The sequence below is a fragment of the Pseudoalteromonas distincta genome (genome assembly GCF_005877035.1).
Lineage (GTDB): Bacteria > Pseudomonadota > Gammaproteobacteria > Enterobacterales > Alteromonadaceae > Pseudoalteromonas > Pseudoalteromonas distincta.
The window spans coordinates 2,557,179-2,581,142 of record NZ_CP040558.1; the positions used below are offsets into that span (position 1 = coordinate 2,557,179).

At 38.4% G+C, this 23,964-nt stretch carries 17 protein-coding genes; 10 read left to right on the top strand and 7 right to left on the bottom strand.

The annotated features are described in order from the left end of the window. The first annotated feature begins 14 nt into the window (after positions 1-14). The 5 genes from FFU37_RS11370 to pelG are packed head-to-tail and all read left to right on the top strand — an operon-like array spanning position 15 to position 5,667. Positions 15-530, top strand: a complete 516-nt coding sequence (locus tag FFU37_RS11370; protein ID WP_002958938.1) for a hypothetical protein — start codon at positions 15-17, stop codon at positions 528-530. Continuing rightward, positions 527-1,825, top strand: coding sequence for a PelD GGDEF domain-containing protein (locus FFU37_RS11375; protein ID WP_138489528.1), 1,299 nt, complete (start codon positions 527-529; stop codon positions 1,823-1,825). Before FFU37_RS11370 ends, FFU37_RS11375 begins: the two co-directional genes overlap by 4 nt. Further along, entirely contained in the window at positions 1,822-2,805 is a 984-nt protein-coding gene (locus FFU37_RS11380) for a HEAT repeat domain-containing protein (protein ID WP_138489529.1), read from the top strand. Before FFU37_RS11375 ends, FFU37_RS11380 begins: the two co-directional genes overlap by 4 nt. Continuing rightward, complete coding sequence (gene pelF, locus FFU37_RS11385) at positions 2,798-4,315, top strand: GT4 family glycosyltransferase PelF (protein WP_138489530.1); 1,518 nt, start codon at positions 2,798-2,800, stop codon at positions 4,313-4,315. The genes FFU37_RS11380 and pelF overlap by 8 nt, the downstream gene beginning before the upstream one ends. Continuing rightward, on the top strand, positions 4,303-5,667 hold the full coding sequence (gene pelG, locus FFU37_RS11390; RefSeq protein WP_010554451.1) for an exopolysaccharide Pel transporter PelG: 1,365 nt from the start codon (positions 4,303-4,305) through the stop codon (positions 5,665-5,667). Before pelF ends, pelG begins: the two co-directional genes overlap by 13 nt. Before the next feature lie 269 nt (positions 5,668-5,936). On the opposite strand, the gene FFU37_RS11395 is transcribed toward pelG, so the two are convergent. From FFU37_RS11395 to FFU37_RS11405, 3 genes are all read right to left on the bottom strand, one after another. Then, positions 5,937-6,938 carry a D-Ala-D-Ala carboxypeptidase family metallohydrolase gene (locus tag FFU37_RS11395; protein ID WP_138489531.1) on the bottom strand — a complete coding sequence of 334 codons (1,002 nt, stop codon included), beginning with the start codon at positions 6,936-6,938 and terminating at the stop codon, positions 5,937-5,939. A gap of 11 nt (positions 6,939-6,949) precedes the next feature. Further along, positions 6,950-8,275, bottom strand: coding sequence for a L,D-transpeptidase family protein (locus FFU37_RS11400; protein ID WP_138489532.1), 1,326 nt, complete (start codon positions 8,273-8,275; stop codon positions 6,950-6,952). A 210-nt stretch (positions 8,276-8,485) separates the two neighbouring features. Further along, positions 8,486-9,463, bottom strand: a complete 978-nt coding sequence (locus tag FFU37_RS11405) for a DNA topoisomerase IB (protein ID WP_002958945.1) — start codon at positions 9,461-9,463, stop codon at positions 8,486-8,488. A gap of 313 nt (positions 9,464-9,776) precedes the next feature. Here FFU37_RS11405 and FFU37_RS11410 point away from each other — a divergent pair, with 313 nt between their 5' ends. Beyond that, positions 9,777-11,663 carry a hypothetical protein gene (locus tag FFU37_RS11410; protein ID WP_138489533.1) on the top strand — a complete coding sequence of 629 codons (1,887 nt, stop codon included), beginning with the start codon at positions 9,777-9,779 and terminating at the stop codon, positions 11,661-11,663. A gap of 206 nt (positions 11,664-11,869) precedes the next feature. Further along, on the top strand, positions 11,870-12,700 hold the full coding sequence (gene purU / locus FFU37_RS11415) for a formyltetrahydrofolate deformylase (RefSeq protein WP_002958947.1): 831 nt from the start codon (positions 11,870-11,872) through the stop codon (positions 12,698-12,700). Positions 12,701-12,800: 100 nt separating this feature from the next. Here purU and FFU37_RS11420 read toward each other — a convergent pair whose 3' ends face one another. Together FFU37_RS11420 and acs are read right to left on the bottom strand one after the other, a co-directional pair. Continuing rightward, a complete protein-coding gene (locus FFU37_RS11420) occupies positions 12,801-13,451 on the bottom strand; it encodes a response regulator transcription factor (protein ID WP_002958948.1) in 651 nt (216 codons plus the stop codon). 104 nt (positions 13,452-13,555) lie between these two features. After that, positions 13,556-15,496 carry an acetate--CoA ligase gene (gene acs / locus FFU37_RS11425; RefSeq protein WP_039486744.1) on the bottom strand — a complete coding sequence of 647 codons (1,941 nt, stop codon included), beginning with the start codon at positions 15,494-15,496 and terminating at the stop codon, positions 13,556-13,558. Positions 15,497-15,938: 442 nt separating this feature from the next. On the opposite strand from acs, the gene FFU37_RS11430 reads away from it, so the two are divergent. Both FFU37_RS11430 and FFU37_RS11435 read left to right on the top strand, forming a co-directional pair. Further along, entirely contained in the window at positions 15,939-17,105 is a 1,167-nt protein-coding gene (locus FFU37_RS11430; protein WP_024600614.1) for a DcaP family trimeric outer membrane transporter, read from the top strand. 267 nt (positions 17,106-17,372) lie between these two features. Further along, positions 17,373-19,481 (top strand): TonB-dependent siderophore receptor, encoded by a 2,109-nt coding sequence (locus FFU37_RS11435; protein ID WP_138489534.1) that lies wholly within the window; start codon positions 17,373-17,375, stop codon positions 19,479-19,481. 255 nt (positions 19,482-19,736) lie between these two features. Here FFU37_RS11435 and recA read toward each other — a convergent pair whose 3' ends face one another. Further along, a complete protein-coding gene (gene recA, locus FFU37_RS11440; RefSeq protein ID WP_002958952.1) occupies positions 19,737-20,780 on the bottom strand; it encodes a recombinase RecA in 1,044 nt (347 codons plus the stop codon). 67 nt (positions 20,781-20,847) lie between these two features. Then, a complete protein-coding gene (locus tag FFU37_RS11445; RefSeq protein ID WP_039486736.1) occupies positions 20,848-21,336 on the bottom strand; it encodes a CinA family protein in 489 nt (162 codons plus the stop codon). Between the two features lie 21 nt (positions 21,337-21,357). On the opposite strand from FFU37_RS11445, the gene mutS reads away from it, so the two are divergent. Then, on the top strand, positions 21,358-23,943 hold the full coding sequence (gene mutS / locus FFU37_RS11450) for a DNA mismatch repair protein MutS (protein ID WP_138489535.1): 2,586 nt from the start codon (positions 21,358-21,360) through the stop codon (positions 23,941-23,943). The last annotated feature ends 21 nt before the right edge of the window (positions 23,944-23,964 follow it).

Genomic DNA, 23,964 nt, shown 5'->3' on the forward strand with positions numbered 1-23,964 from the left:
TGTTAGGAGAGAGTATGTTTCGTTTAATTATACCGTGTTTGGTATTACTATTATCAGCATGTACCACCAGCAGAGTTGCTGATGATATAGAGCTTAGCCCTTCAAAAACAGTGGCACTAATGCCGCTTGTTAATCATGCTCAAACACCGCTTGCCGGTGAGCGTGCTGAAGATATTTTAGCCAGCATTTGGCAACAAAATAAATTACCAACTCTTATACGTGCACCTCGCGTAAACAGCAAAGAGCTTCCACCGCTGGATGATCAATACCGTTTAGACAATGCTATGCAATGGTTAAGCACTCAACAAGCTGACTATGTACTAACAGGCAGCATTGAAGAGTGGCGCTATAAAGCAGGCCTTGATGGCGAACCTGTTGTTGCACTTACATTATCACTCACTGTAAATGGACAAACCACACCAGTTTGGACAGGTACTATTGCTAAAAGTGGCTGGGGCCGCGATAGCATTGCAGCAACAGCACAAGATGTGATTGCCGATTTAATTTCTTATATAGAGGTTAGTGAGTGAAAACACATTTCCTTAGACCAAGAGACGTTCCTGAGCTACAAATATGGGCTGAGGTATTTATATTTACCGCGCTTGCTTTAGGGCTGCCTGTATTATTTAACGCACAGGACCCATTTTGGACTGAGGGAGGGTTTTCGTGGCCTGTACTTGGCCCTCTTTTAGTTTCTTTACGCTATGGCTTTTCAAAAGGCTTTATTAGTATTTTATGTTTGCTTGTTGGCCAACTTTTTTTACTTCAAGCAAATATTTTATCACCGCAAAGCGACTTCAATATTAACGCTATGATTGGCTACATTATTGTAATTATGATCACAGGCGAATTTAGAGATGTGTGGGAGCGTACTAATCAGCAGCAAAGTATTCAGCTTGAGTACGTAACAGATCGTCTTGAAACTTTTACTCGTCAGTATCATTTAATTAATTCATCTCACGATAGAATTGAGCAAATGCTAGCTGGGCATACGTTAAGTTTACGTGAATCACTACAAGCAGTAAGAACCTCTATCGGGCTATTAAAAGAAAGAAGACTTGATAGCGCAGCGCAAAAAATAATCGACTTATTTGTTGAGTACGGTTCGCTAGAAAGAGCGGGATTGTATAAAGTTGAAAACGACAGTGTTTTAGAGCCACCACTTGCCTCTATAGGTAAGATGAGTCAAATAGCTAAAAACGATCCTCTTATATTAGCAATGATCGAAGAAAAAGAATTAGTATCGGTAAAAGACGAAAAAGCATCATCGGGTATAAGTAAATACCATATAGCAATCCCACTTATCGATGTAAACAATACTATTTACGGCGCTATTTTGGTTGAAAGAATACAATTTTTTGCGCTTAAAAATACAACTCTGACATTACTTGCTGTAATGGCTGGGCATATAGGCGATTTACTTCGTCATGAAATAACAAACCCAGTAATGACGTATGAAGAGTCTCCATACTTTATTCGCCAAGTTAAGCGCGCAAATAAAGAAGCAAAACGATACAACATTCCATCGCAGCTACTAAAAATAAAAGCCAACAATATTACTGATAAATCGACTCAGCTTATGAGTTATTTAAGTGAAGCCCGTCGTGGTTTAGACATTTATTTATATGATGATAAAAATCAGATATTACTGCTATTAATGCCATTAGCTGATGAACTTGAAAAAGCAGGCTTTATTGCCCGAATGAACACTTGGTGTAAAGAGCGCACTGGTAGCACTTTAGCTGAGCTTGATATTGCTATTGAGCAACAACTTGCTCTACCAATAAGCTCAGATGACATAAAGAGATTGGTTTCACTTTCATGATTATAATTATTGTAGCGGCTATTTTAGGGTGTATTTGTCAGTACTTTGCACTAATAGAAGTACTGGAAACACCTAATTGGTTTTTAGCTATACTATTGCATGCTATTGCTAGCATCCTTTTTGCTTTTGTTAGCTATTTCCTGATACCTAAAAAATACAAAACGACTCCTTATAGCTCTTTAGTACTCATGTTTTTATTGTTGTTTACATTGCCTGTACTTGGAATTATAGGCGTTGTAGTAGCGCTTACGTTTGCTCTGTGTAAACCTCTCAAAAACGATGACATAGAAATTGAAGAGCATAAAATACCTGAGCTTCCTTTTGAAGCCAGAGCAATATCAGCAAACCCGACCTATTCTATGGGCGGACTTAAAGCAATTTTGAAGCACGCGAGTGAACCAAATAAACGTCTAAGTGCCGTAATGGCGGCTCGTCACATGAGTGACTCACAGGCTATTCCTATTTTAAAGCTAGCACTTAAAGATTTAGAAGATGATATTCGCCTACTCGCCTACTCAACCCTTGATGGTAAAGAAACCAAACTCAACGAAAAAATCAGTTTGTACCAGCAAGAAATAGCCATTACGACTAAGCAGCCAAAGTTAAGTAATTTACAAAAACAACTAGCCGAACTTTATTGGGAACTTAGCTACTTAGGTTTAGCACAAGGTGCGCTTCGTAAATACGTTTTAGAAAAAGCCGAAGCACTTGCACAGCAAAGTATTGAGCACGTAAAAACACCTGCAACTTTTATATTTTTAGGGCGTATATCTTTAGCCTTAAACAAATACGAAATAGCCCATGAGTACTTACTAAAAGCAACTGAGTCGGGCATGGCAAGGCGTCATGTTCTCCCCTATAAAGCCGAAGTTGCCTTTTGTATGAACAAGTTTGACGACTGTAAACGCTACTTAAAAGAACTCCCAGAACAACCTAAGGGCAGTGAATTACGTCATTTACAGGAGTATTGGCATGAGTAACAAAAATGCAGACATTTTACTGCTTTTAGAAGGTACTTACCCTTATGTGCGTGGTGGCGTATCTAGCTGGGTCCATCAAATAATTGAAGGGTTACCTCATTATAACTTTGAGCTTGTTTTTATAGGTGGAGCGCCAGAGCATTATGGCGATATTCAATATACCTTGCCTGAAAACGTTACCAAGCTGCATATTCATTATTTAGTACAAAATGATACCTCTGAAATAAAAGCTAAGCACGGGGTTAAATATAAAAAAGAACTCTTTGATTTTTGGCAGCAACTACAAAATTATTTTAGAGATTGTAACGAGCCAATCCCGACTGAATTACTAAAGTTTGCATTTGAAACTTTAGCTAAAAAAGACGGTATTAACGAAGCCGACTTTTTATATAGTGAATCGTCATGGCAAGTACTCACTAATTATTATTCAACTTTTTGTGATGAATCCTCTTTTATTGACTTTTTTTGGTCATATCGCAATTTATATAAGCCGCTATTTAAAATAGCCGAAATTGCACGAGGGCTTCCTAAAGTTAAACTTATTCACTCAATATCTACCGGGTATGCGGGTATTTTAGGATCCGGCGCCAGTGTAATAAGTAATACTCCCTTTTTGTTGACCGAGCATGGTATTTACACCAAAGAGAGAAAAATAGATCTTATTCAAGCCAGTTGGATCAAAGAGTCAGAACAAAGCCTAGGTAAAAACTTAAATACCGAGATGGGCTTTATTCGCCGAATGTGGATCAGCTTTTTTGAGCAAATTGGCCGAACAACATACCAAGAAGCAGATAAGATCATTTCGCTATACGATGGTAACAGGCAGCGCCAAATAAAAGATGGTGCAGCGCCAGAAAAAGCATTTGTTGTGCCTAATGGCATTAAAACAGTGCGCTTTATTGAAGCGCTTGATCAGCGTCCAAAACAGATACCACCGGTTGTTGGATTAATTGGACGTGTAGTGCCTATAAAAGATATTAAAACCTTTATACGTGCGATTAAAGAAGCGCAATCGATATTACCAGAGGTCGAAGGCTGGATCATCGGCCCTTTCGAAGAAGACCCACAATACTACAAAGAGTGTGAGCTACTGGTAGGCAGCCTTGATTTACAAAACAGTGTTAAGTTTTTAGGTATGCAAGATATTACTAAAATTTTGCCTCAGCTCGGAATTGTAGCTTTAACCTCGATTTCTGAAGCGCAGCCTTTAGTGCTTTTAGAGGCAATGGCGGCTGGAGTGCCTGTACTTGCTAGTGATGTTGGCTCGTGCCGCGAAATAATCGAAGGCGGAACTGATGAAGATAAAGCGTTAGGTAAAGCCGGTGAAGTTGTCCCAATTGCTTCTCCGAGCGAAACTGCAAAACAAATATCAAACATGCTAACAAATGAGCAAACTTGGCTTGAGTATCAAAAAAGTGGTTTAGACCGCGTACAAAAATTTTATGACGAGAGCCACATGTTTGCCCGTTACGATAAACTTTATAAGGATACAATAGCATGGCTGGAATAGGTTTTGAGATACGAAAAATTCTCAAAAAAAATACCCTGCTCTCAGTTTTTGAAGCATACGGCTACGCAGGTTTAATAGGCTCAGGGCCTTGGCTGCTCTCTATTGTAGCGTTAATGCTTATTGGTATTTTAAGTTTAGGAATTGTATTACCTAAAGTACTTATTATTCAATTTTTAACGCTTGTTACCTACATGATGGCCGCCTCACTTATTTTAACGGGTGGTTTGCAGTTATTACTAACTCGATTTATTGCCGATTTATTTTTTCAAAAAGAAGAGGCAAAGGTACTGCCTAATCTACTCGGTGCACAGCTTATAACAACAATAGCCGCGCTATTGGTAGGCTTGGCTGTATGGCCTATGCTCCCTATACCTGTTGTTACTAAGATTATAATTTTAGGTGCCTTTGTAAGCTTATGTAATCAGTGGCTTGGCGCTATTTTTCTATCAGGTATGAAAGAATACCGGTTAATTTTAATAACCATGCTAAGTGGTTACGCCTTTATGGTATTACTTGCATACTTATTAAGAGACTGGCAGTTAGACGGCTTATTTTTTGCGTTTTTTGCAGGCGAAGCTCTGCTCTTTTTTAGCTTTTTGTTTATGATTATTCGCCGCTACCCGGGTGAAAAACTTATAAGCTTTGACTTTTTAAGCAATAAAAAAGTGTATTACAGCCTATTCTTTTGTGGTCTGTTTTATAACATTGGTGTGTGGGCTGATAAAATCATTTTTTGGTATTCACCAAGCACATCAATTCAGATTATTGGCACGTTAAGAGCCAGCCCAATTTACGACTTACCTATATTTTTAGCCTATTTGTCTATTATTCCCGGTATGGCTGTATTTTTAGTAAAAATGGAAACCGACTTTGTAGAAGAATACGACCGTTTTTACACAGCTATTCGAGAGGGTTCATCGTTAGAAGAGATTTACTATTTAAAAGACAATATGATCCAAACTGCACGTGCCGGTTTATACGATATATTTAAAATTCAAGGTATTACCGTTGCCTGCTTATTATTATGGGGCGAGCAAATACTTACCTTTATTGGTATTGATCCAAACTATAAAACGCTTTTATTTATTGATGTAGTTGGTGTGGGTGTACAAGTTATATTTTTGTCTATTTTAAATATTTTGTTTTATTTAGATAAACGCTCAACCGTCCTGTTTTTAGCGGGACTATTTTTGGTAATAAACGTTGTTTTAACTTTGCTATCAATCGCTTTTGGGCCGCAGTTTTATGGTTACGGCTTTGCTCTCTCAACTATTATTACCTCTGTTGTTGGCTTATTTTGGCTTTCTAAACAATTTGAAGATTTAGAATACGAAACGTTTATGCTGCAATAGCATAATATAAAGGCTGCTGATGCAGCCTTTATATTTAAAGCTTTTCGTACAAAATAAAATAATTAAATATTGGAAAGCGGCTGATACACACCATGTTTATAGCTCATATAAGCGCCTCAGTTTAAAGTAAAAAAGACTAGCTCAGTAAAGATATAAAATGGGTATAAAACAAAGGGCTTATAAAAACCAAGCTACCTTGGCTTAGCTAATCTCTTGTACAATTAAACTTAGCTAGTTTAGCTTTATGCTAAATGAGGTAGCCGTTGCAATTACTTACTCACCCATCGCGCTTTAAAACCACGCGTATCAACATGTATAAATGCGCCTCTGTGCGACTTAGGCCCATAAATACCTAAACCACCTAGCAAACCTTTAAATGATTCACGTCTAGCTAACGACTCCACTATATCGGCCATCGCTTTAGCGTCACCAATTGAATGCTTACCGTCATTATTTATATCATCCATACGGTAGTTGCCATCGTTATCTATAAAAATATCGGCAGCATCACCAAATACATGTCGGCTAAGTTTTACATTGCCAATTGATTTGTTGTAGTACGGAGTTCTATAACCGCTCATAACCACCATATTACTAACCGGTATACCTTCTAAAATCAGTTCTTTGCGTATTTTTTCTAGTTTAAGTAGCAACTTATTTTGTAAAAATAAATACTTTGGGTACTTACTTCGCTGCTTACTAACAAATTCTTTTAGTGAAAAGTGAGGTGATATTTTTACGTTTTCATTTTCAGGCGTTACCTTAACAAAGCCATCGGGCACTATGTAGTGTGAAGCGTCTTTAATCTGTGAAGGTTTAGGATAGTGCCCAATGTGGTAATACTTGAGCTTTCCTCCTTCAACATTGTCTGCCGGTACTTTTACAAATACGTTGATTTTCATACGCTGTTTTTTATCGGGCGACTCAATAATTACCGTTGTTAAACCTGGCTCTTTGGGTGCTTGCCATTGCCAGCGGTTGGTGTCTGTAAGCTTAGATTTCCCTTGAGTGTTAATTAGCGTGTAAGCATTTTTTGATTGCGCAAAAAGCACTTCAAACTCAACTTGCTCTTTGGGCATTACAAATACTGAAAACACCGAATATGGCATAACTATATCGTTAATTTTTAGGCTAAATTCTGCATCTTCAAAGTTGGCTTTGTTTTTTATATCAACTACCTGATGTGCAGGCTTTATAGGCGCGGCAGCAAGTACACTATTGCTAAATATAATTGTGAATATGGCGATAGAAATATAATGAATAAATTGCATAAACCCTCTCATTATTTATTTTTTAATAAAGCGGCAATCACCGATTGTTCGTCATTTTTTAATAGCGCTTTTTTATCGCGTTGATATATGTCATCTCTAAAGTTAACCAGCTTATTTTCGTCAACCCATGCAGTCCAATAAACTAAATGAATAGGAAGAGGCTCATCTAAATAAAACGTCTGAGTACTATTTTGAGCAAGTGCTGTGTCCATATTATTGAGTGTTTGCGCTTCTCCTTCGTACTTAATAATTTCACGCGCTAACGAAAAAGGCTTTTCTATTCTTATACAGCCATGCGATAAAGCTCGATTTGCTTGGCTAAAACGGTGCTTTGCTGGTGTATCGTGAACATAAATTGCTTCGGCATTGGGGAATAAATACTTAACCTCCCCTAGGGGGTTTTCTTCACCAGCACGTTTTACTAAAAAGTGATCAAATTGGTACGGCTTAATAGAATCCCAATCAATGTTGCTTGGATTAACAGTTTGTGAGTCTAGGTAGCTGTTTTTTCTAATTTCAATATTATTTTTTACAAGGTAGTCAGGATCCTCGGCTACCTTTGGAGCAATTTCTTTGGTGGCAATTGAGGTGGGTATACGCCATTCAGGATTAACTACAAACTTTTCTATTTCGTCGCTAAATGCAGGTGTTTCCCAACTTGGTTTACCTACAATTACGTTATTTTTTAATTTTACATCGCCAGCTTTTACAAATCGTAAGCTGTATTCAGGAATATTTACATACACATATTGCTCATCACTTGCGCCTGCAAAGTTAGTTATTCTATAAAAGTTAAGTTTTAATTTATCGAGTTTTTGCTGTGCGGGCACATTAAGCGATGCAAAAGTACGCTTACCCACTCGGCCATCAACTTTTAAACCATGGCGGCTTTGAAATTGCTTAACAGCTTGCTCTATATCTTTATCAAACGTGCATATAACTTCGTCGCACACATTAGTTTTTAAGTCACGCTCTTGGTATAAACGCTGTGCAAGTAAGCTCACTTGTTTATTATTACTGCCTAGTTCAAGCAATTCATCGTTATATAAGTGTGTAAAACCACCTTTGTTAACTATTTCTTGATACCAATTAATGGCTTTTTCTGTACGTTCAATTAACTGCGCTGAATATTGGTCAAAGTAGTAGGTGTCATCAGCTTGCATGTAACTTTGTGAGTTGTAAGCAGCTAGTGAAGAGTTAGCGAGTACCACACTTTCAAGCTCATTGGCAGCGAGTGTTGGTGCTGAGCATAAACCGCTCATGCCAATAAACAATGCAGTTATTAAAGTAAAACCCTTTGCTTTAGTATGCGCTTGATTTGAAAATGACCCCTTCACTGTGTACCTCCTCGCTAAATATCGTTGATAAATGCTTTTGTACTTACCACTAAGTAGTACTCTGGAGGTGCAACGGTAATGCCAAATTAAAGTTTCAAAATAAACAATTGAAATTTAATGACTTTTTAAAAACCCTTATTCTAAACGTTAATAAATTAAACTAGAGAATATGTAATTAATATGCTCAAGTGTGTAAAGTTGCTATGGCAATTAATCTTTTAAAAAAGCTAAAAAACCACGTTCATAACGACTCAAGTACTTTGTTTTTCGTGGTAATGAAAGGGACTCTCTCCACGCAGTTTGAGTATCTTCATCTTCTTTACACAGCGTAATTAAATCGGGATGCACATAAGATTTGCGTGCTATAGCGGGAGTATTACCAAGTTGCTCAGATACGCTATCAAGCATGCTTTTTAAACTAAGCGCCCCTTTAGCTTTAGCTAATTGTTTGAATGCAATAACGCTTGCTCGCCAAGTTCTAAAGTGTTTTGCACTAAACTCCTCACCCATTATTTGCTGAATGTATTGGTTTATTTCACTTGATGTAACATTTGTGCGCTCACCTTCATTTATATACTGAAATAAATGCTGCCCGGGTAAATCTTGTAAGTCTTTTATAACATGGCTAAGCACCCTGTCGGTTATATTTACTTCACGTTCTTTACCTGACTTGGCACGATATTTTAGCTGAATATTTTTGCCCGTGAGTTTTGCATGGCGTGTTCGTAATGTTGTAGCACCAAAACTTTTATTTTGCTTTACGTTACGCTCGTTACCTACCCTCAGCGCACCTAAATCCATAAGTCTTACAACTGCTGCTAAAGTGCGCTCAATATTAAGTTCATCGCCTTGTAAGTCTGTTTCTAAACGCGCTCTTAACAAAGGGAGTTTATTACCAAATACTCCACATGCTTGGTATTTTTTTGCTTCTTGTTGCGCCCTAAATTCAGGATGGTAGCGGTATTGCTTTCGCCCCTTACTATCAAATCCTGTCGCTAAAATATGCCCGTTTTCTTCTGGGCAAAACCAGGCGTTTTTATAGGCAGGCGGAAATGCCAATCCATTCAAACGATCAATCACATTTTGCTCTTTTATTTGCTTACCGATTGGATCAAAGTAAAGCCAACTTTTATGTTTAAGTTTACGAGTGATCCCTGGTAAATTATCGTCTACATAAATTAGCTTCATTAACCCTCCAGTTATATTTAAGCATGCGTCGGAATATAAAATGTATCACTTTAAAATAACCTTAAACTGAACAAGATTATTGATATATAATAAAAAACCAACAACAATTATAAATACTTAATATATATTAATAATTCTATTTAGGTTTTCGCAAAAGTAGGTCTAACTTACGCGCCAGCAACAAGTCTATTACGATTAAACTCGATGCACTTAGCGCTAAAATAAAGCTACTTGAGATAGATTTATTATCCTAAGTTCAGATTAATTACACTTTGTCCCCCGCAATTGGGGTGCTGTTTAAATGGAGAATTCAATGGCTTTTGATTATGGATCGATTGATCTTGGACTAAAAAACCCCTTCAAACTGGAAGGTAAAGTAACAGCATTAAGAGGACTCATTGAGTCTATAGCAGGTATTAGTTTACTTGTTATTGCTGCGGGCTCTGTGAAAGAAGATACAACCGCAGGTTGGATTTTAATGGTGTTTGGCATGCTTATTTTAGCATTCGGCATTCGCTCACTATCGTCAGGTATTTATGCAACACTTAAATACTTTGTAGGTAGAAACCACCCAACTTCACTTGCTTATAACTACAGTAAATCGCAAGCATCAACCGCTCAAGAAGAACAAAAAGAAGTAGCCTACACAGCGCAATCACTTGAAGAAATGCTGGTTGGTCGTAAAAACAGTACATTTAAAGAGCCTAATGGTTTTTTATCACGCTTACTTCACAGCTTAATCCCTAAGTTATTGTTTCTACCATATCCAATTCGAAATGTTGCCCAGCGATTATTTGGCTCATGGGTAAGCACCTTTGTCGCCCTTATTGCTTATGGCCTTGTTGCATTTGTATCTTTGTCGGGCTTTACCGGTGAAGCTGGGGAATTAGCATTTCCGGTTTATAGTGCAATATTAATGTTTTACGTGCTTTTTTCTTGGCGCTCTACAGGTAAACCTATCTCTCGAAATGCAGAAAAGAATATTGAAGCACTTGGTACTGGTGCACTTGCTAAAATTATTTCGTTATCTTTTATTTTACCCATCGCTATTGGTCTTTCTATGTCATGGTTGATGAAAGAGCAGCACATTAGTAAACAAGAAATAGATAGCTGGCTTGAGCAACTGCCTAGTCTTCATGCTGGAATGTACTTAATTGCAATTATTATATTAGCAACTCTAAGCTGTGCGCTTGCTTTTATCATGATTAAAGCGCGTTTAAATTCAGTTACCCCTTCAGCTGAAGTATCTGAACTACGTGAAAACTGGCAAGAGTCTGTTCATCCAGACGAGATTTTCATAAACCTCGATAACCTAGTAATGGCTAATCGCCGTTATAAAGAAGTACCTAACAGAGTTTACAGAGAATTAGACCCTAAGCTTCAAGAACAAATAGAAGGTAAAGGCGGTTTTAAAGGTGAAATGATCCAAGAGATTCAGCCTAAACTGCACTCAATGGACTTAGGTAAAAACTTTACACTCGCGAGATTACTTGCTTTGGTGAGCGGTAACTTACTTTATATTGTAGCGTTAGCATTTACTGTACTTTTAGCGTATTCGTTTATTAATATTTACCATTACATTGATGCGGCAAATATTAATAGTTTTAAACAGGCATTTAATAACCAACATGTTATTCAATTTAGTGAGCTATTAATGACAAGCTTTCACTTATTGCTAATAGGCGTACTTATTAAAGCATTTGCGCAATTACTTGCAAACACAGCGCATCTATTTTTTGCAGAAATGCAATTTGAGTCACTGCTTGTGTACTTTAAATGTGAAGGCACTTTTACTGAGTCTAAAATATCAACAGGTACTGGTATTCACGATAGCACCCGTTCAGAAAATACTTTAGTACGCAGTAGCATAACGCCTTGGATTATTGTTTCTCGTGTTATCTCTACTACGTTTGCTGCAACAGGTATGAAAAACCTTGAACATCCTCGCCACATTATGGAAATGCATAAAGACGAAGGACAATTACAAGCAATCAAAAAAGACGTTATTGCATTCTTAAAAGACCGCGAATCTATCGCCTCAATCACCAGTGAGCGCGATTTAGGTAATGCGTCACAGATACATCAACTAAACCAACAAACGCGCGCTATACCTACTCAGCAAGCGATAGCGAAAGATGATGAAGAAGCTGCCGGGTATTTAAGACAAGAAGAAAACTTATCTCCCGAGCCCAAGAGTTAATTAACCTCAAACCTAGATAATTTTTATTAATGCCACCTTGTTAACTTAGGTGGCATTTTTTTTAACCTCTATTCAATACTTTTTAACTTTATTACCTCTTTTGCACTCAACAACATGATTAATATTGGATTAGTTCACAAAGCCCTTGCTTTATGTGCCAAAACACAAATAATGAAAGGATTAATTACAGGGTAAGAATGAGGACAATGAGCTATATACTAACCACCCAATGTGCTGATGATGTAGGCTTAATAGCTAAAATTACAGGGCTTTGCCATAAAAATAATTTAAACATTACGCGTAACAACGAATTTGTAGATAAAGACGCGCAGCGATTTTTTATGCGTACAGAGCTTACAGGCGAGCCACAAAGCGACTTTTTAGATCAACTACGCGCACTGTTGCCACAAGGCGCTAAACTTGCGCTACATTGCGGCGCAAAAACTAAAGTAGTTTTACTGGCAACTAAAGAAGCTCATTGTTTAGGTGGTATGCTGTTAAAGCAATTTGAACAAACTCTTAATATTGAAGTACTCGCTGTAATTGCTAACTATGCTGATTTAGAGCCGCTAGCTAAAGGGTTTGGTGTGCCATTTCATGTTGTATCGCACGAAGGGTTAACCCGTAGCGAGCATGATGAAAAGGTAGGCGATTTAATTGCCAGCTACAACCCTGACATTATTGGCCTTGCCAAATACATGCGTATTTTAAGTCCTGAATTTGTGGGTCGGTTTGAAGGTAAAATAATTAATATTCATCACTCATTTTTGCCTGCATTTATAGGTGCTAAACCTTATCATCAAGCATTTGAGCGCGGCGTAAAAATTATTGGTGCTACCGCTCACTTTGTTAATAATGAGCTTGATGAAGGTCCTATTATTTTGCAAGATGTAACCAGCGTTACACATGCGAATACCGCCGAAATGATGGCTAAAATGGGCAAAGATGTTGAAAAGACTGTGTTTTGTAAAGCACTTCAACTTGCCTCAGAGCATAAGCTATTTATTAATGGTAATAAAACCGTGGTGTTTTCTTAGCATTAATCCAACTGCTTAATTATTCTACATATAAAAAATGCCAGCATTGTTGCTGGCATTTTTTTGCTCATAAATAAGCTAATAACTTTTTAAATGTAAATTATGCCTGCTCTATTGGTTCGAGCTTTAATTTAGCGGCAATTAAAACGGCTTGGGTACGATTGTACACACCGAGTTTTCTAAATATGGCTGTAATGTGTGCTTTCACTGTCGCTTCTGATATGTGTAGTTCATAAGCAATTTGCTTATTAAGTAAACCTTCGTGCAGATATTGCAGCACTCGGTATTGTTGAGGCGTTAATGAGGCAACTTGCGCTGCTATTTCTCTATCTTCACCTTCAATTTCAGCTACTTTGTTTTTTAGCTCTTTTGGTAGCCATGTATCGCCTTCAAGTATTTGGTTAATTGCACTGGCAATATCATCAGACGATGATGATTTAGGAATAAAACCCATAGCGCCGTAACCCATTACTTTAGAAACGATGTTCACGTCTTCACTACCCGAAACAACGGCAATAGGTAAGCTTGGGTATTCTTCTCTAATACGAATAAGACCATATAAATCACCATTACCTGGCATGTGAAGGTCTAGCAGTAATATATCAAGATCCTCTTGCTCGCTTAACACTTGCAGTGTGCTGTCAAAATCGGATGATTCAAAAACCTCTAAACCCTCAAATTTTGCGCTCAGTGCGCCCTTTAGTGCTTCACGAAATAACGGATGATCGTCCGCTATTAAAAACTGACTCATGGTTCACTCCTAATAAATTCGGCTGCCAGTTAGGTTTTAAACCTTTACTGACAGCCGATATACTACGTTTAGAATCAACTTGTAATCAAGTTTTTAACGCACATTTAACGATTTAATCTGTTCTCGATTAGTTCATCGACAACTGAAGGATCGGCAAGCGTTGACGTATCACCGAGTTGTTGGTGCTCATTTGCAGCGATTTTACGTAAAATACGACGCATAATCTTGCCTGAACGTGTTTTTGGCAAACCCGGTGACCATTGAATCATATCTGGAGATGCAATTGGGCTGAGCTCTTTACGAACCCAATTACGTACCTCTTTAGTTAATTCATCGCTTACTGTTATACCTTCGTTAGGCGTAATGTAAACATAAATACCTTGGCCTTTAATATCATGGGGGTAACCTACAACAGCAGCTTCTGCTACCGCTTCATGCGCAACTAACGCACTTTCAATTTCGGCAGTACCAAGGCGGTGCCCAGACACATTAAGTACATCGTCCACACGACCTGTGATCCAGTAATAACCATCTTCATCACGACGACAACCATCGCCTGTAAAGTAAACTCCTGGGTAGGCGCTAAAATAAGTTTGTTCAAAACGTTCATGGTCGCCATAAACAGTTCGAGCTTGCGATGGCCAACTATCTAAAATAACTAGATTACCATCTACGGCACCTTCGAGTGTATTACCTTCAGCATCAAATAATGCAGGCGCAATACCAAAAAATGGATGTGTTGCAGAACCCGGTTTTGTATCAGTAGCACCCGGAAGTGGTGTAATCATAATGCCACCGGTTTCTGTTTGCCACCATGTATCAACAATCGGGCAATTAGATTTACCAATACTCTCGTAATACCATGTCCACGCTTCTGGATTTATTGGCTCACCTACTGAACCTAAAATACGTAAACTATCGCGATGTGACGAAGCTGTAGGCTCATCACCTTTAGCCATTAATGCTCTAATTGCTGTAGGGGCGGTATATAAAATAGTAACACCGTGTTTATCAACTACTTCGCCCATACGCCCTGCAGTTGGATAAGTGGGTACACCTTCAAATAAAACCTGAGTACAACCGTTTACTAATGGCCCGTACGCAATGTAACTGTGGCCTGTGATCCAACCTACATCGGCACTACACCAATACACATCATCTTCTTTTAAATCAAATACGTATTCATGTGTCATTGATGAGTAAACTAAGTAGCCACCTGTAGTATGTACAACACCTTTAGGCTGACCAGTAGAACCTGATGTATACAATATAAACAAAGGATCTTCAGCATTCATTGGCTCTGGCTCACACTGTGCTGGTAAGTCAGCAACTAGCTCGTGCCACCATATATCGTGCTCATTCCAATCAACTTCACCGCCTGTTAATTGGTGCACAATAACGTGTTCAATTGTGGTTACAGTTTCTTGCGCTACCGCTTCATCTACATTTGCTTTTAATGGAACACAATTTCCTGCTCTGCGTCCCTCATCAGAAGTAATAACAACCTTAGCGCCAGAATCTCTAATACGATCAGCAATAGCCGATGGTGAAAAACCACCAAATACAACAGAATGAATAGCACCAATACGTGCACAAGCTTGCATTGCATACACCGCTTGTGGGGTCATTGGCATATAAATAGCTACGCGGTCACCTTTTTGTACACCTAGTTTTTTTAAACCATTGGCAAATTTAGCCACTTCGTCATGAAGTTTTTGATAAGTAATGTTCTCACTTTGAGAAGGGTCATCACCTTCCCAAATAAGCGCAATTTTGTCTGCTTTCGTTTTTAAGTGGCGGTCAATACAGTTGTAAGACGCATTTAAATAGCCATCTTCATACCATTTAATACTGATGTGGCCTTTATCAAAAGAGGTGTTTTTAACTTTAGTGTAAGGAGTAGACCAATCGAGGCGTTTGCCATGCTCACGCCAAAAACTTTCAGGGTCATCAATAGATTGCTTATAAAGCGTATTATATTTATTTTTATCAATGAGAGTCGCATCTTTAATATGCGCAGGAACTGGATAGATACTTTGTGACATCTTCGTCTCCATTTAAATTACTTGCCTTAAGCTTTTATCAAGGATTACTCAGCAGTACTTTATTAAGTATTAGACCTTAGTTGTACTCTACTCCAATTTACTCATTTGTAGTTTATAATCCACCTGCTTTCAATTTTTTTACATAAATAATACAACGCGTTAAATGTAAGTAAATGCAAACTAATCAACTCTAAAACCTTAGTCTTATAGACCAATAGGTAATTGAGTAAATATTGCACATATTCAAAAGTGTTTGTGTACTTTAATAAAGATATTTGCGGTATTACTTGCCAAAGCTTTATTTAACGAATGAAAACAATATGTGTATTGAAAAGCCAAACTAACACCCTTTTTTATTCGTAAGTAATACTAGTAGCAAGTAATACAACCTTACATGAAAAAAAAAGCAACAAACAACAAGTAGCCTATAAAGGACACCACAATGAAATTTACCCCATTAAAAACATTAGCAGCAAGCGCTGTATTATGTGCACTATCAAGCACTGCTTATGCAGCGACTGCCGCAAAAATTGGTGATACGGAATTTACTTACGGTGGATACATTAAACTAGACTCTATGTGGAGTGATTATTCAGCGGGTGCGCCTGCAGGCTCAAACGTAGGTCGTGACTTTTACGTACCAAGTACGTTAACAGTTGGCGATGATAACAGCTCAGATGCTGTATTTGATATGCATGCTCGTGAGTCACGTTTTAACTTTGGCACAGCCACTGTTATGGATAACGGTAAAACCGTTAATACTAAAATTGAAATTGACTTTTTGGCCTCGGCTGCTGGCGGTAATGAGCGAGTTTCAAATTCTTACGCCCCGCGTATTCGCCATGCGTTTGTGACTTACGATGGTTGGTTATTTGGTCAAACATGGTCTAACTTCCAAAACGTGGGGGCGCTTGCTGAAACGCTTGATTTTGTAGGCCCTGCTGAGGGCACTGTGTTTGTGCGTCAATCGCAAATTAAATACACCACTGGCGCATGGTCGTTTTCATTAGAAAACCCAGAAAGTACAATTTCTACTACTAGCGGTATGGTAGTAACTGATGATGCATCATTGCCTGACTTTACAGCTCGTTACACACACAAAGCCGATTGGGGTAACATTGTGGTTGCAGCGCTTGCTCGCCAACTTACTTATAAAGTAGGCAGTGTTGATGCAGATGAAACTTCTTTTGGTATTAGTGCATCAGGTAAAATAAACCTTGGTGAGGACAACCTTAAATTTATGCTTACTCAAGGTAAAGGCTTAGGCCGTTACGTAGGCTTAAACGTTGCTCACGGTGCAGTACTTAATGGCGATGAACTAGATGCAATTGATTCGACTTCTGGTTTTGTTGCTTACCAGCACAAGTGGACAAGCCAATGGCGTTCAACGTTCTTATATTCATTCTTCAGTGCTGATAACAACACTGATTTATTAGCTATTTCTGGTGATCCGACTGAATCAAGCCAAAGCTATAGCGCTAACATTCTATACTCACCGGTTAAACGTCTAACTTTTGGTGCTGAGCTAAAGCATGCTGAGCGTGAAACTGAAAGCGGCGTTGATGGCGATTTAGACCGCTTACAGTTTTCTGTTAAGTACTCTTTTTAATAATTAAAAAGCTAACTACTTTAAAAAGCGGCCTAGGCCGCTTTTTTTATGATTCAATTTAAGTTAAAAAAACAACCATATTTTTATAAGCCATATCGTTTATCCTAATCATAATATTATTTACAGACTAAGTAATTTCCCCTAAAACAGCACAAACGCGCCTACAAATGATAATTGTTTTTATTTGAGTTTGTTAATTCTAAATAGTAGAATGTCCCAACTATTTAAATAAACTCAAATAATATTAAATATTAATTAAGGGAAAACATGAAACTCAATCGTACTTTTGCACTTTCTTCATTAGTTTTAGCCATGGGGTTTTCAGCTCAAGCACAAGAAACACAAACTAAGAATACAGTTGAAAATAATAATGAAAAAATGGAAGAAATATTAATAGTAGGTGTACGCCAAGATCGCGTTAGCAAAGGTGCTACCGGTTTAACTATGGAGCTTAACGAAACACCACAATCTATTAGTGTAATTGGCGCAGAACAACTTCAAAACTTTGCAGCAAATAGTATTAATGATGCATTGAAAATGGCTACGGGTATTACTGTAGAACAAGGTGAAACTAACCGCACAAGATATACATCTCGTGGTTTTGATATTAAAAGTACTCAAGTAGATGGTGTTGGTCTACCTAATAACTGGGGTCTTGTTACTGGTGCTATGGAAAGCTATGGTTATGAAAAAATAGAAGTTATTCGTGGTGCTAATGGGCAATTAACAGGTGTAGGTAATGCTGCGGGCACTATTAACTATGTTCGAAAGCGCCCAACAAATGAAAATGAAGGTGAAGTGGGTATATCTGTAGGTTCTTATGGCTTAAAACGATTGCAAGCAGATTATTCATTTTTATTAACAGACTCAGGCAGTTGGGCAGCTCGATTTGTTGCAGCCGCAGAGGATTCTGATTCCTACCTAGACGGCTTAGAAAACGATCGCACTTACCTCTCTGCAGTAATTGACGGACAGCTTACTGGTAATTCAACACTTTCATTCGGTGCCTCATATCAAGATGCAAATACAGATGGGACAATGTGGGGAGGTTTGCCACTATCTTATGCCGATGGTACGCAAGCAGAGTGGGACGTAAGTGCGAGCCCAACTCAAGAATGGACTAAATGGGACACTCTTAATACCACTGCTTTTATTGAATATACTTATGTATTTGATAATAATTGGGAAATTAAAACAACTTATAATTACCAAGACTCAGAAGATCAAAGCAAATTACTTTATCTTTATGACCCTTATGGAATGTTTGATAGTGGAACTAATTTAGGTTTAGTCAGTATTCCTGGACGATATGATACAGAGTTCTCAGCTGACTTATTTGATATAACGGCTAAGGGTGAATACAGCTTGTTTGGTCAAGAGCATGAGTTAATGTTTGGTGGAAGTATTTCACAAAGCACATCCTACTCTTTTACTAACTCTTACGATGCTGCAACGACAGAAGCTTATGGTTTAGCTCCTGCTTTTCCATATGCTTTAGATGCGATCGCTGAACCTATTTGGGGCGAGCAAACTAAATATGCTGATATTGATGTTACTTTGAAGCGTTTTTTTGGTTCAACTAAATTAAATCTAACAAGTGACCTATTTGTTATTGCAGGCTTTAACGCTATTGATTATGAGCGCTCAGGATTTAGCCAAGGCGTTGATATAGATAATAATGAGAGTGAAGTAAGCCCTTACCTAGCAACAACGTATGCAATTAATGATGATGTTAACTTGTATGTAAGCTACTCCGATATTTATCAACCACAAGAACAATACGACTACGATGGTAACTTTTTAGATCCAAGTAAAGGTGTTAATTACGAAGTAGGTGTTAAAACTCAATGGTTTGATGATCACCTACTTGCAACCTTTGCAGTATTTAGCGCAAAACAAGATAACATTGCAACATATGCTGGGCTAAATGCATCTGGGTTTACTTACTATAAAGGAGCCGATCAAGATACGCAGGGTTTTGAATTAGAATTAACAGGACAAATAACTGATGATCTAAACGCTGTATTTGCTTATACATACTTAGATATTAATGATGATGCTGGCGATAGCTCTCATGAGTGGGAGCCTGAAAACGTTGTTAATTTTTCATTAGATTATACGCTACCTCAGCTACCTGAGTTTCAATTTGGTTTAGCCGGGAAATGGCAATCTAAAACAGAAAATATAGCCAGTAATGTTAAACAGGATTCTTATTTACTTATGAACGCATTTGCTCGATGGGATGCTAGCGAAGACTTATCAATTCAAGCTAACATTGATAACATCACAGATGAAAAACATATTACTAGCTTAGCCAATGTTGGTTTTTATGGCTCTCCTATTAGCGGAAAAGTTAGCTTAACTTATCGCTTTTAAAGTTCTATTTTAATTAGGGCGCATTCTTAACTATTAGAGGATGCTTTTACCTGATTGAAACGTATAGCGTATGATCGTTCTGCTCTTCATTTAGTATAATAATTACTAATGTAGTGCCTGCTCATGCGCTATGTAATCGTAGATTTTTATTTTATCTACTTTAAGTTTTTAATAACAAAAAAGCGCTAATCATTACTGATTAGCGCTTTTCAAAGCTCGGGTCAAATCAAGCTTAAAAACTCATTTGGGTGCAGTTTAAAGGTCTGGATCGTCGCCTAACTTATCTTCACCGTCTTCAGGTTCAATAGTTGCTTTTAGTAAAAGCATTTCGCGTAACTTACCTTCAATCTCATCTGCAATTTCTGGGTTTTCTTTCAAAAACTTAATTGAGTTAGATTTACCTTGGCCAACCTTGTTGCCACTGTAACTGTACCAAGCACCTGCTTTTTCAACAATTTTATGCTTAACACCTAAATCAATTAACTCGCCTTGCTTAGAAATACCTTCGCCATACATGATGATAAATTCAGCTTGTTTAAATGGCGGCGCTACTTTGTTTTTAACAATTTTAACGCGGGTTTCGTTACCAACAACTTCATCACCTTCTTTCACAGAACCAATACGACGAATATCAATACGTACCGATGCGTAAAACTTAAGTGCATTACCACCCGTTGTTGTTTCTGGGTTACCAAACATAACACCAATTTTCATACGGATTTGGTTAATGAAAATACATAACGTGTTAGAGCGTTTAATATTACCAGTAAGCTTACGTAATGCCTGTGACATTAAACGTGCTTGTAAGCCCATGTGCGAGTCGCCCATGTCGCCTTCAATCTCAGCTTTTGGTGTAAGTGCAGCAACCGAGTCAATAATAACAACGTCTACCGCGCTTGAACGTACTAACATGTCACAAATTTCTAGTGCTTGCTCACCTGTATCAGGTTGAGATACAAAAAGGTCATCAATATTTACACCTAGTTTTTGTGCATATACAGGATCTAGAGCATGCTCAGCATCAATAAAGGCACATGTTTTACCTTCTTTTTGAGCTTCTGCGATAACTTGTAAAGTAAGCGTTGTTTTACCAGATGACTCAGGACCATACACTTCAACAATACGTCCCATAGGTAAGCCACCTATGCCTAAGGCAATATCAATACCTAGTGAACCTGTAGATACAGATTCAATGTTTAACGCTTTGTTGTCACCCAATTTCATAATTGAGCCTTTACCAAATTGACGTTCAATTTGTGATAGTGCTGCGTCTAACGCTTTTTGTTTGTTATCGTTCATTTTGTTCTCCAATCCAGCTAATGCGAACAAGTATACTGTATGAAATCACAGTATCAAGCTAATTTTTTCATTTTATCTCATCTATTACACTTTTTAATGCAAATACAATAGCTTGCAGTCTTACTTGAGCCCTATCACCAGTAAATATTTGTTTAAAGGTCAGTACTTTGTCATTAATTTGTATGCCAAACCATACAAGTCCAACAGGTTTACCTTCTGTTGCCCCGCCAGGCCCTGCAATGCCCGATACAGCTATAGATATATTAGCGTTTGTTGCTTTAATAGCACCTACTGCCATTTCATGGACTGTTTGCTCGCTCACAGCACCGTATTGATTTAATGTATTAGCACTAACATTGAGCAAATCTTGCTTTGCTTGGTTACTATAAGTGACAAATGCACGGTCGATATAAGCTGAACTTCCAGGTGTATCGGTAAGCGCATAACTCACTCCGCCACCAGTACATGACTCAGCAGTAGTGATCCATAAGCATTTATCCGTTAAAATAGCGCCTAATTGCGCAGCAAGTGTTTTAATCTCTTGATGTAATTCCATATTCAGCCTTTGGGTAAATACATGTCGTTTGATCTTTATGCACCACACACTATAAAACAACAAACCCCTATGATGCAGCAGTATCTAAAAATAAAATCAGAGCATCGCGATATTTTATTGTTTTATCGTATGGGCGATTTTTACGAACTTTTTTTTGATGACGCTAAACGCGCCGCTCAATTACTCGATATTTCGCAAACTCATCGTGGTAAAGCTGGCGGCGATCCTATCCCTATGGCGGGTGTACCTTACCATGCGGTAGAAAACTACTTAGCACGTCTAGTCCAAATGGGTGAATCAGTCGCTATCTGCGAACAAGTGGGAGACCCTGCAACCAGTAAAGGCCCTGTTGATCGTAAAGTAGTGCGTATAGTTACACCCGGTACAATTTCTGATGAAGCACTTTTACAAGAACGACAAGACAATCTCCTTACCAGCGTTTGGCAAAGTAAAAAAGGCTTATACGGGATTGCTTATTTAGACATTAACTCTGGTCGTTTTAATATTGTCGAGGTAAATACCGACGAAGCCTTTAGCTCAACTATTCAGCGCCTATCACCAGCCGAACTTCTGTATAGCGAAAGCTTTGAAAACGTTCATTTAATTGAACATATAAAAGGTGCTCGCCGTCGCCCAGAGTGGGAGTTCGACTTAGATACGGCTCAGCACTTATTATGCGATCAGTTTGGTACTAAAGATTTAGTTGGCTTTGGTGTTGATAAAGCCCATAGCGCGCTTGTTGCTGCAGGTTGCCTAATGCAATACGTAAAAGATACACAACGTATTGCACTGCCACATATTCGTGCAATTACGCTTGAGCACAACGAACACGCTGTTATTTTAGATGCCGCTACCCGTAAAAATTTAGAATTAACGGTTAATTTATCGGGCGGGTTTGAAAATACACTTGCTCAAGTACTTGATAAAACAGCAACGCCAATGGGTTCTCGCTTACTTAAGCGCCGTATTCATACACCAATTCGTAATAAAGACGAGCTAAATTCTCGCTTAAATGCAATTAGCGCTATTTTAGATGCGCAGCTTTGCGGTGAACTACACGAATCATTAAAAGAGATTGGTGATGTAGAGCGTGTTATTGCACGCCTAGCTTTATGCACAGCTCGCCCGCGCGATTTAACTCGCCTTCGCAGTGCATTGCAAGCACTTGCACCACTGCATACTTTGTTAGATGATGCTAACGATCCTCGTATAGCGGGTATTATCAAGCACTCGCCTGAGCTCCCTGATTTACAAGAGTTATTAGAACGTGCAGTGATAGAAAACCCACCAGTACTTATTCGTGATGGTGGCGTTATTGCTCCAGGTTACAACAGTGAGCTTGATGAGTGGCGCAACTTAAGCAAAGGTGCAACCGATGTACTTGATCAACTAGAGTCACGTGAACGCGAACGTACGGGGATTAGTACGCTTAAAATTGGTTATAACCGCGTACACGGCTTTTTTATTGAAGTAAGCCGTGCAAATGCGCATTTAGTACCCGCTGACTACATTCGTCGCCAAACGCTTAAAAATAACGAACGTTACATTATTCCAGAGCTTAAAGAGCACGAGGATAAAGTACTCGGTAGCCAATCAAAAGCTCTCGCGCTTGAAAAACAACTATACGAGGAGCTGTTTAGATTTATTGCTCCACATATTGAGCAGTTGCAAATGATGGCAGCAGCATTGGCTGATTTAGACGTGTTAAACAATTTAGCTGAGCGTGCATTCGCACTCAATTATGCAAAACCAGAATTGTGCGATAACGACAATATAAGCATTAAGCAAGGTCGTCACCCTGTTGTTGAACAAGTAATGAAAGAACCGTTTATTGCTAACCCTGTTGAATTAAACAGCCAACGTAAAATGCTAATTATTACCGGTCCAAACATGGGCGGTAAATCAACCTATATGCGCCAAACGGCACTTATTGTTCTAATGGCTCACATTGGCAGTTATGTCCCCGCTGACAGCGCTAAAATTGGTAATATCGACCGCATATTTACACGTATTGGTGCAAGCGATGATTTAGCATCAGGGCGTTCAACCTTCATGGTAGAAATGACCGAAACAGCGACTATTTTAAATAATGCCACGGCGCAGTCTTTAGTGTTAATGGATGAGATTGGTCGCGGTACAAGTACTTACGATGGACTCTCTCTTGCGTATGCAACAGCCGATCATTTAGCATCAAAAATATCTGCTAAAACATTGTTTGCTACGCACTACTTTGAATTAACAGAACTTGCTGAGCAAACCACGGGGCTTGTAAACGTGCACCTTGATGCAATAGAGCATAACGACACTATTGCGTTTATGCATACAGTTCTCGACGGTGCAGCAAGCAAAAGCTTTGGTTTACAAGTAGCCGCTCTTGCAGGTGTGCCAAAAGCTGTGATTGCACAAGCGAAGCAAAAACTTAAGTTGCTTGAAAATCATCAAAGCGTTACTGCACCAAATACAGAGCAACAAGCCTTTACTTTTAATAACGAAATTGCACAAAGTACACCTTCTGAAGTTGAAGAGCAGTTAAGCGCAATCGACCCTGATAATTTATCGCCACGCCAAGCGCACGATTTGTTATATAAACTAAAAGCATTGTTGTAATTTATATCATCTAATTTACAA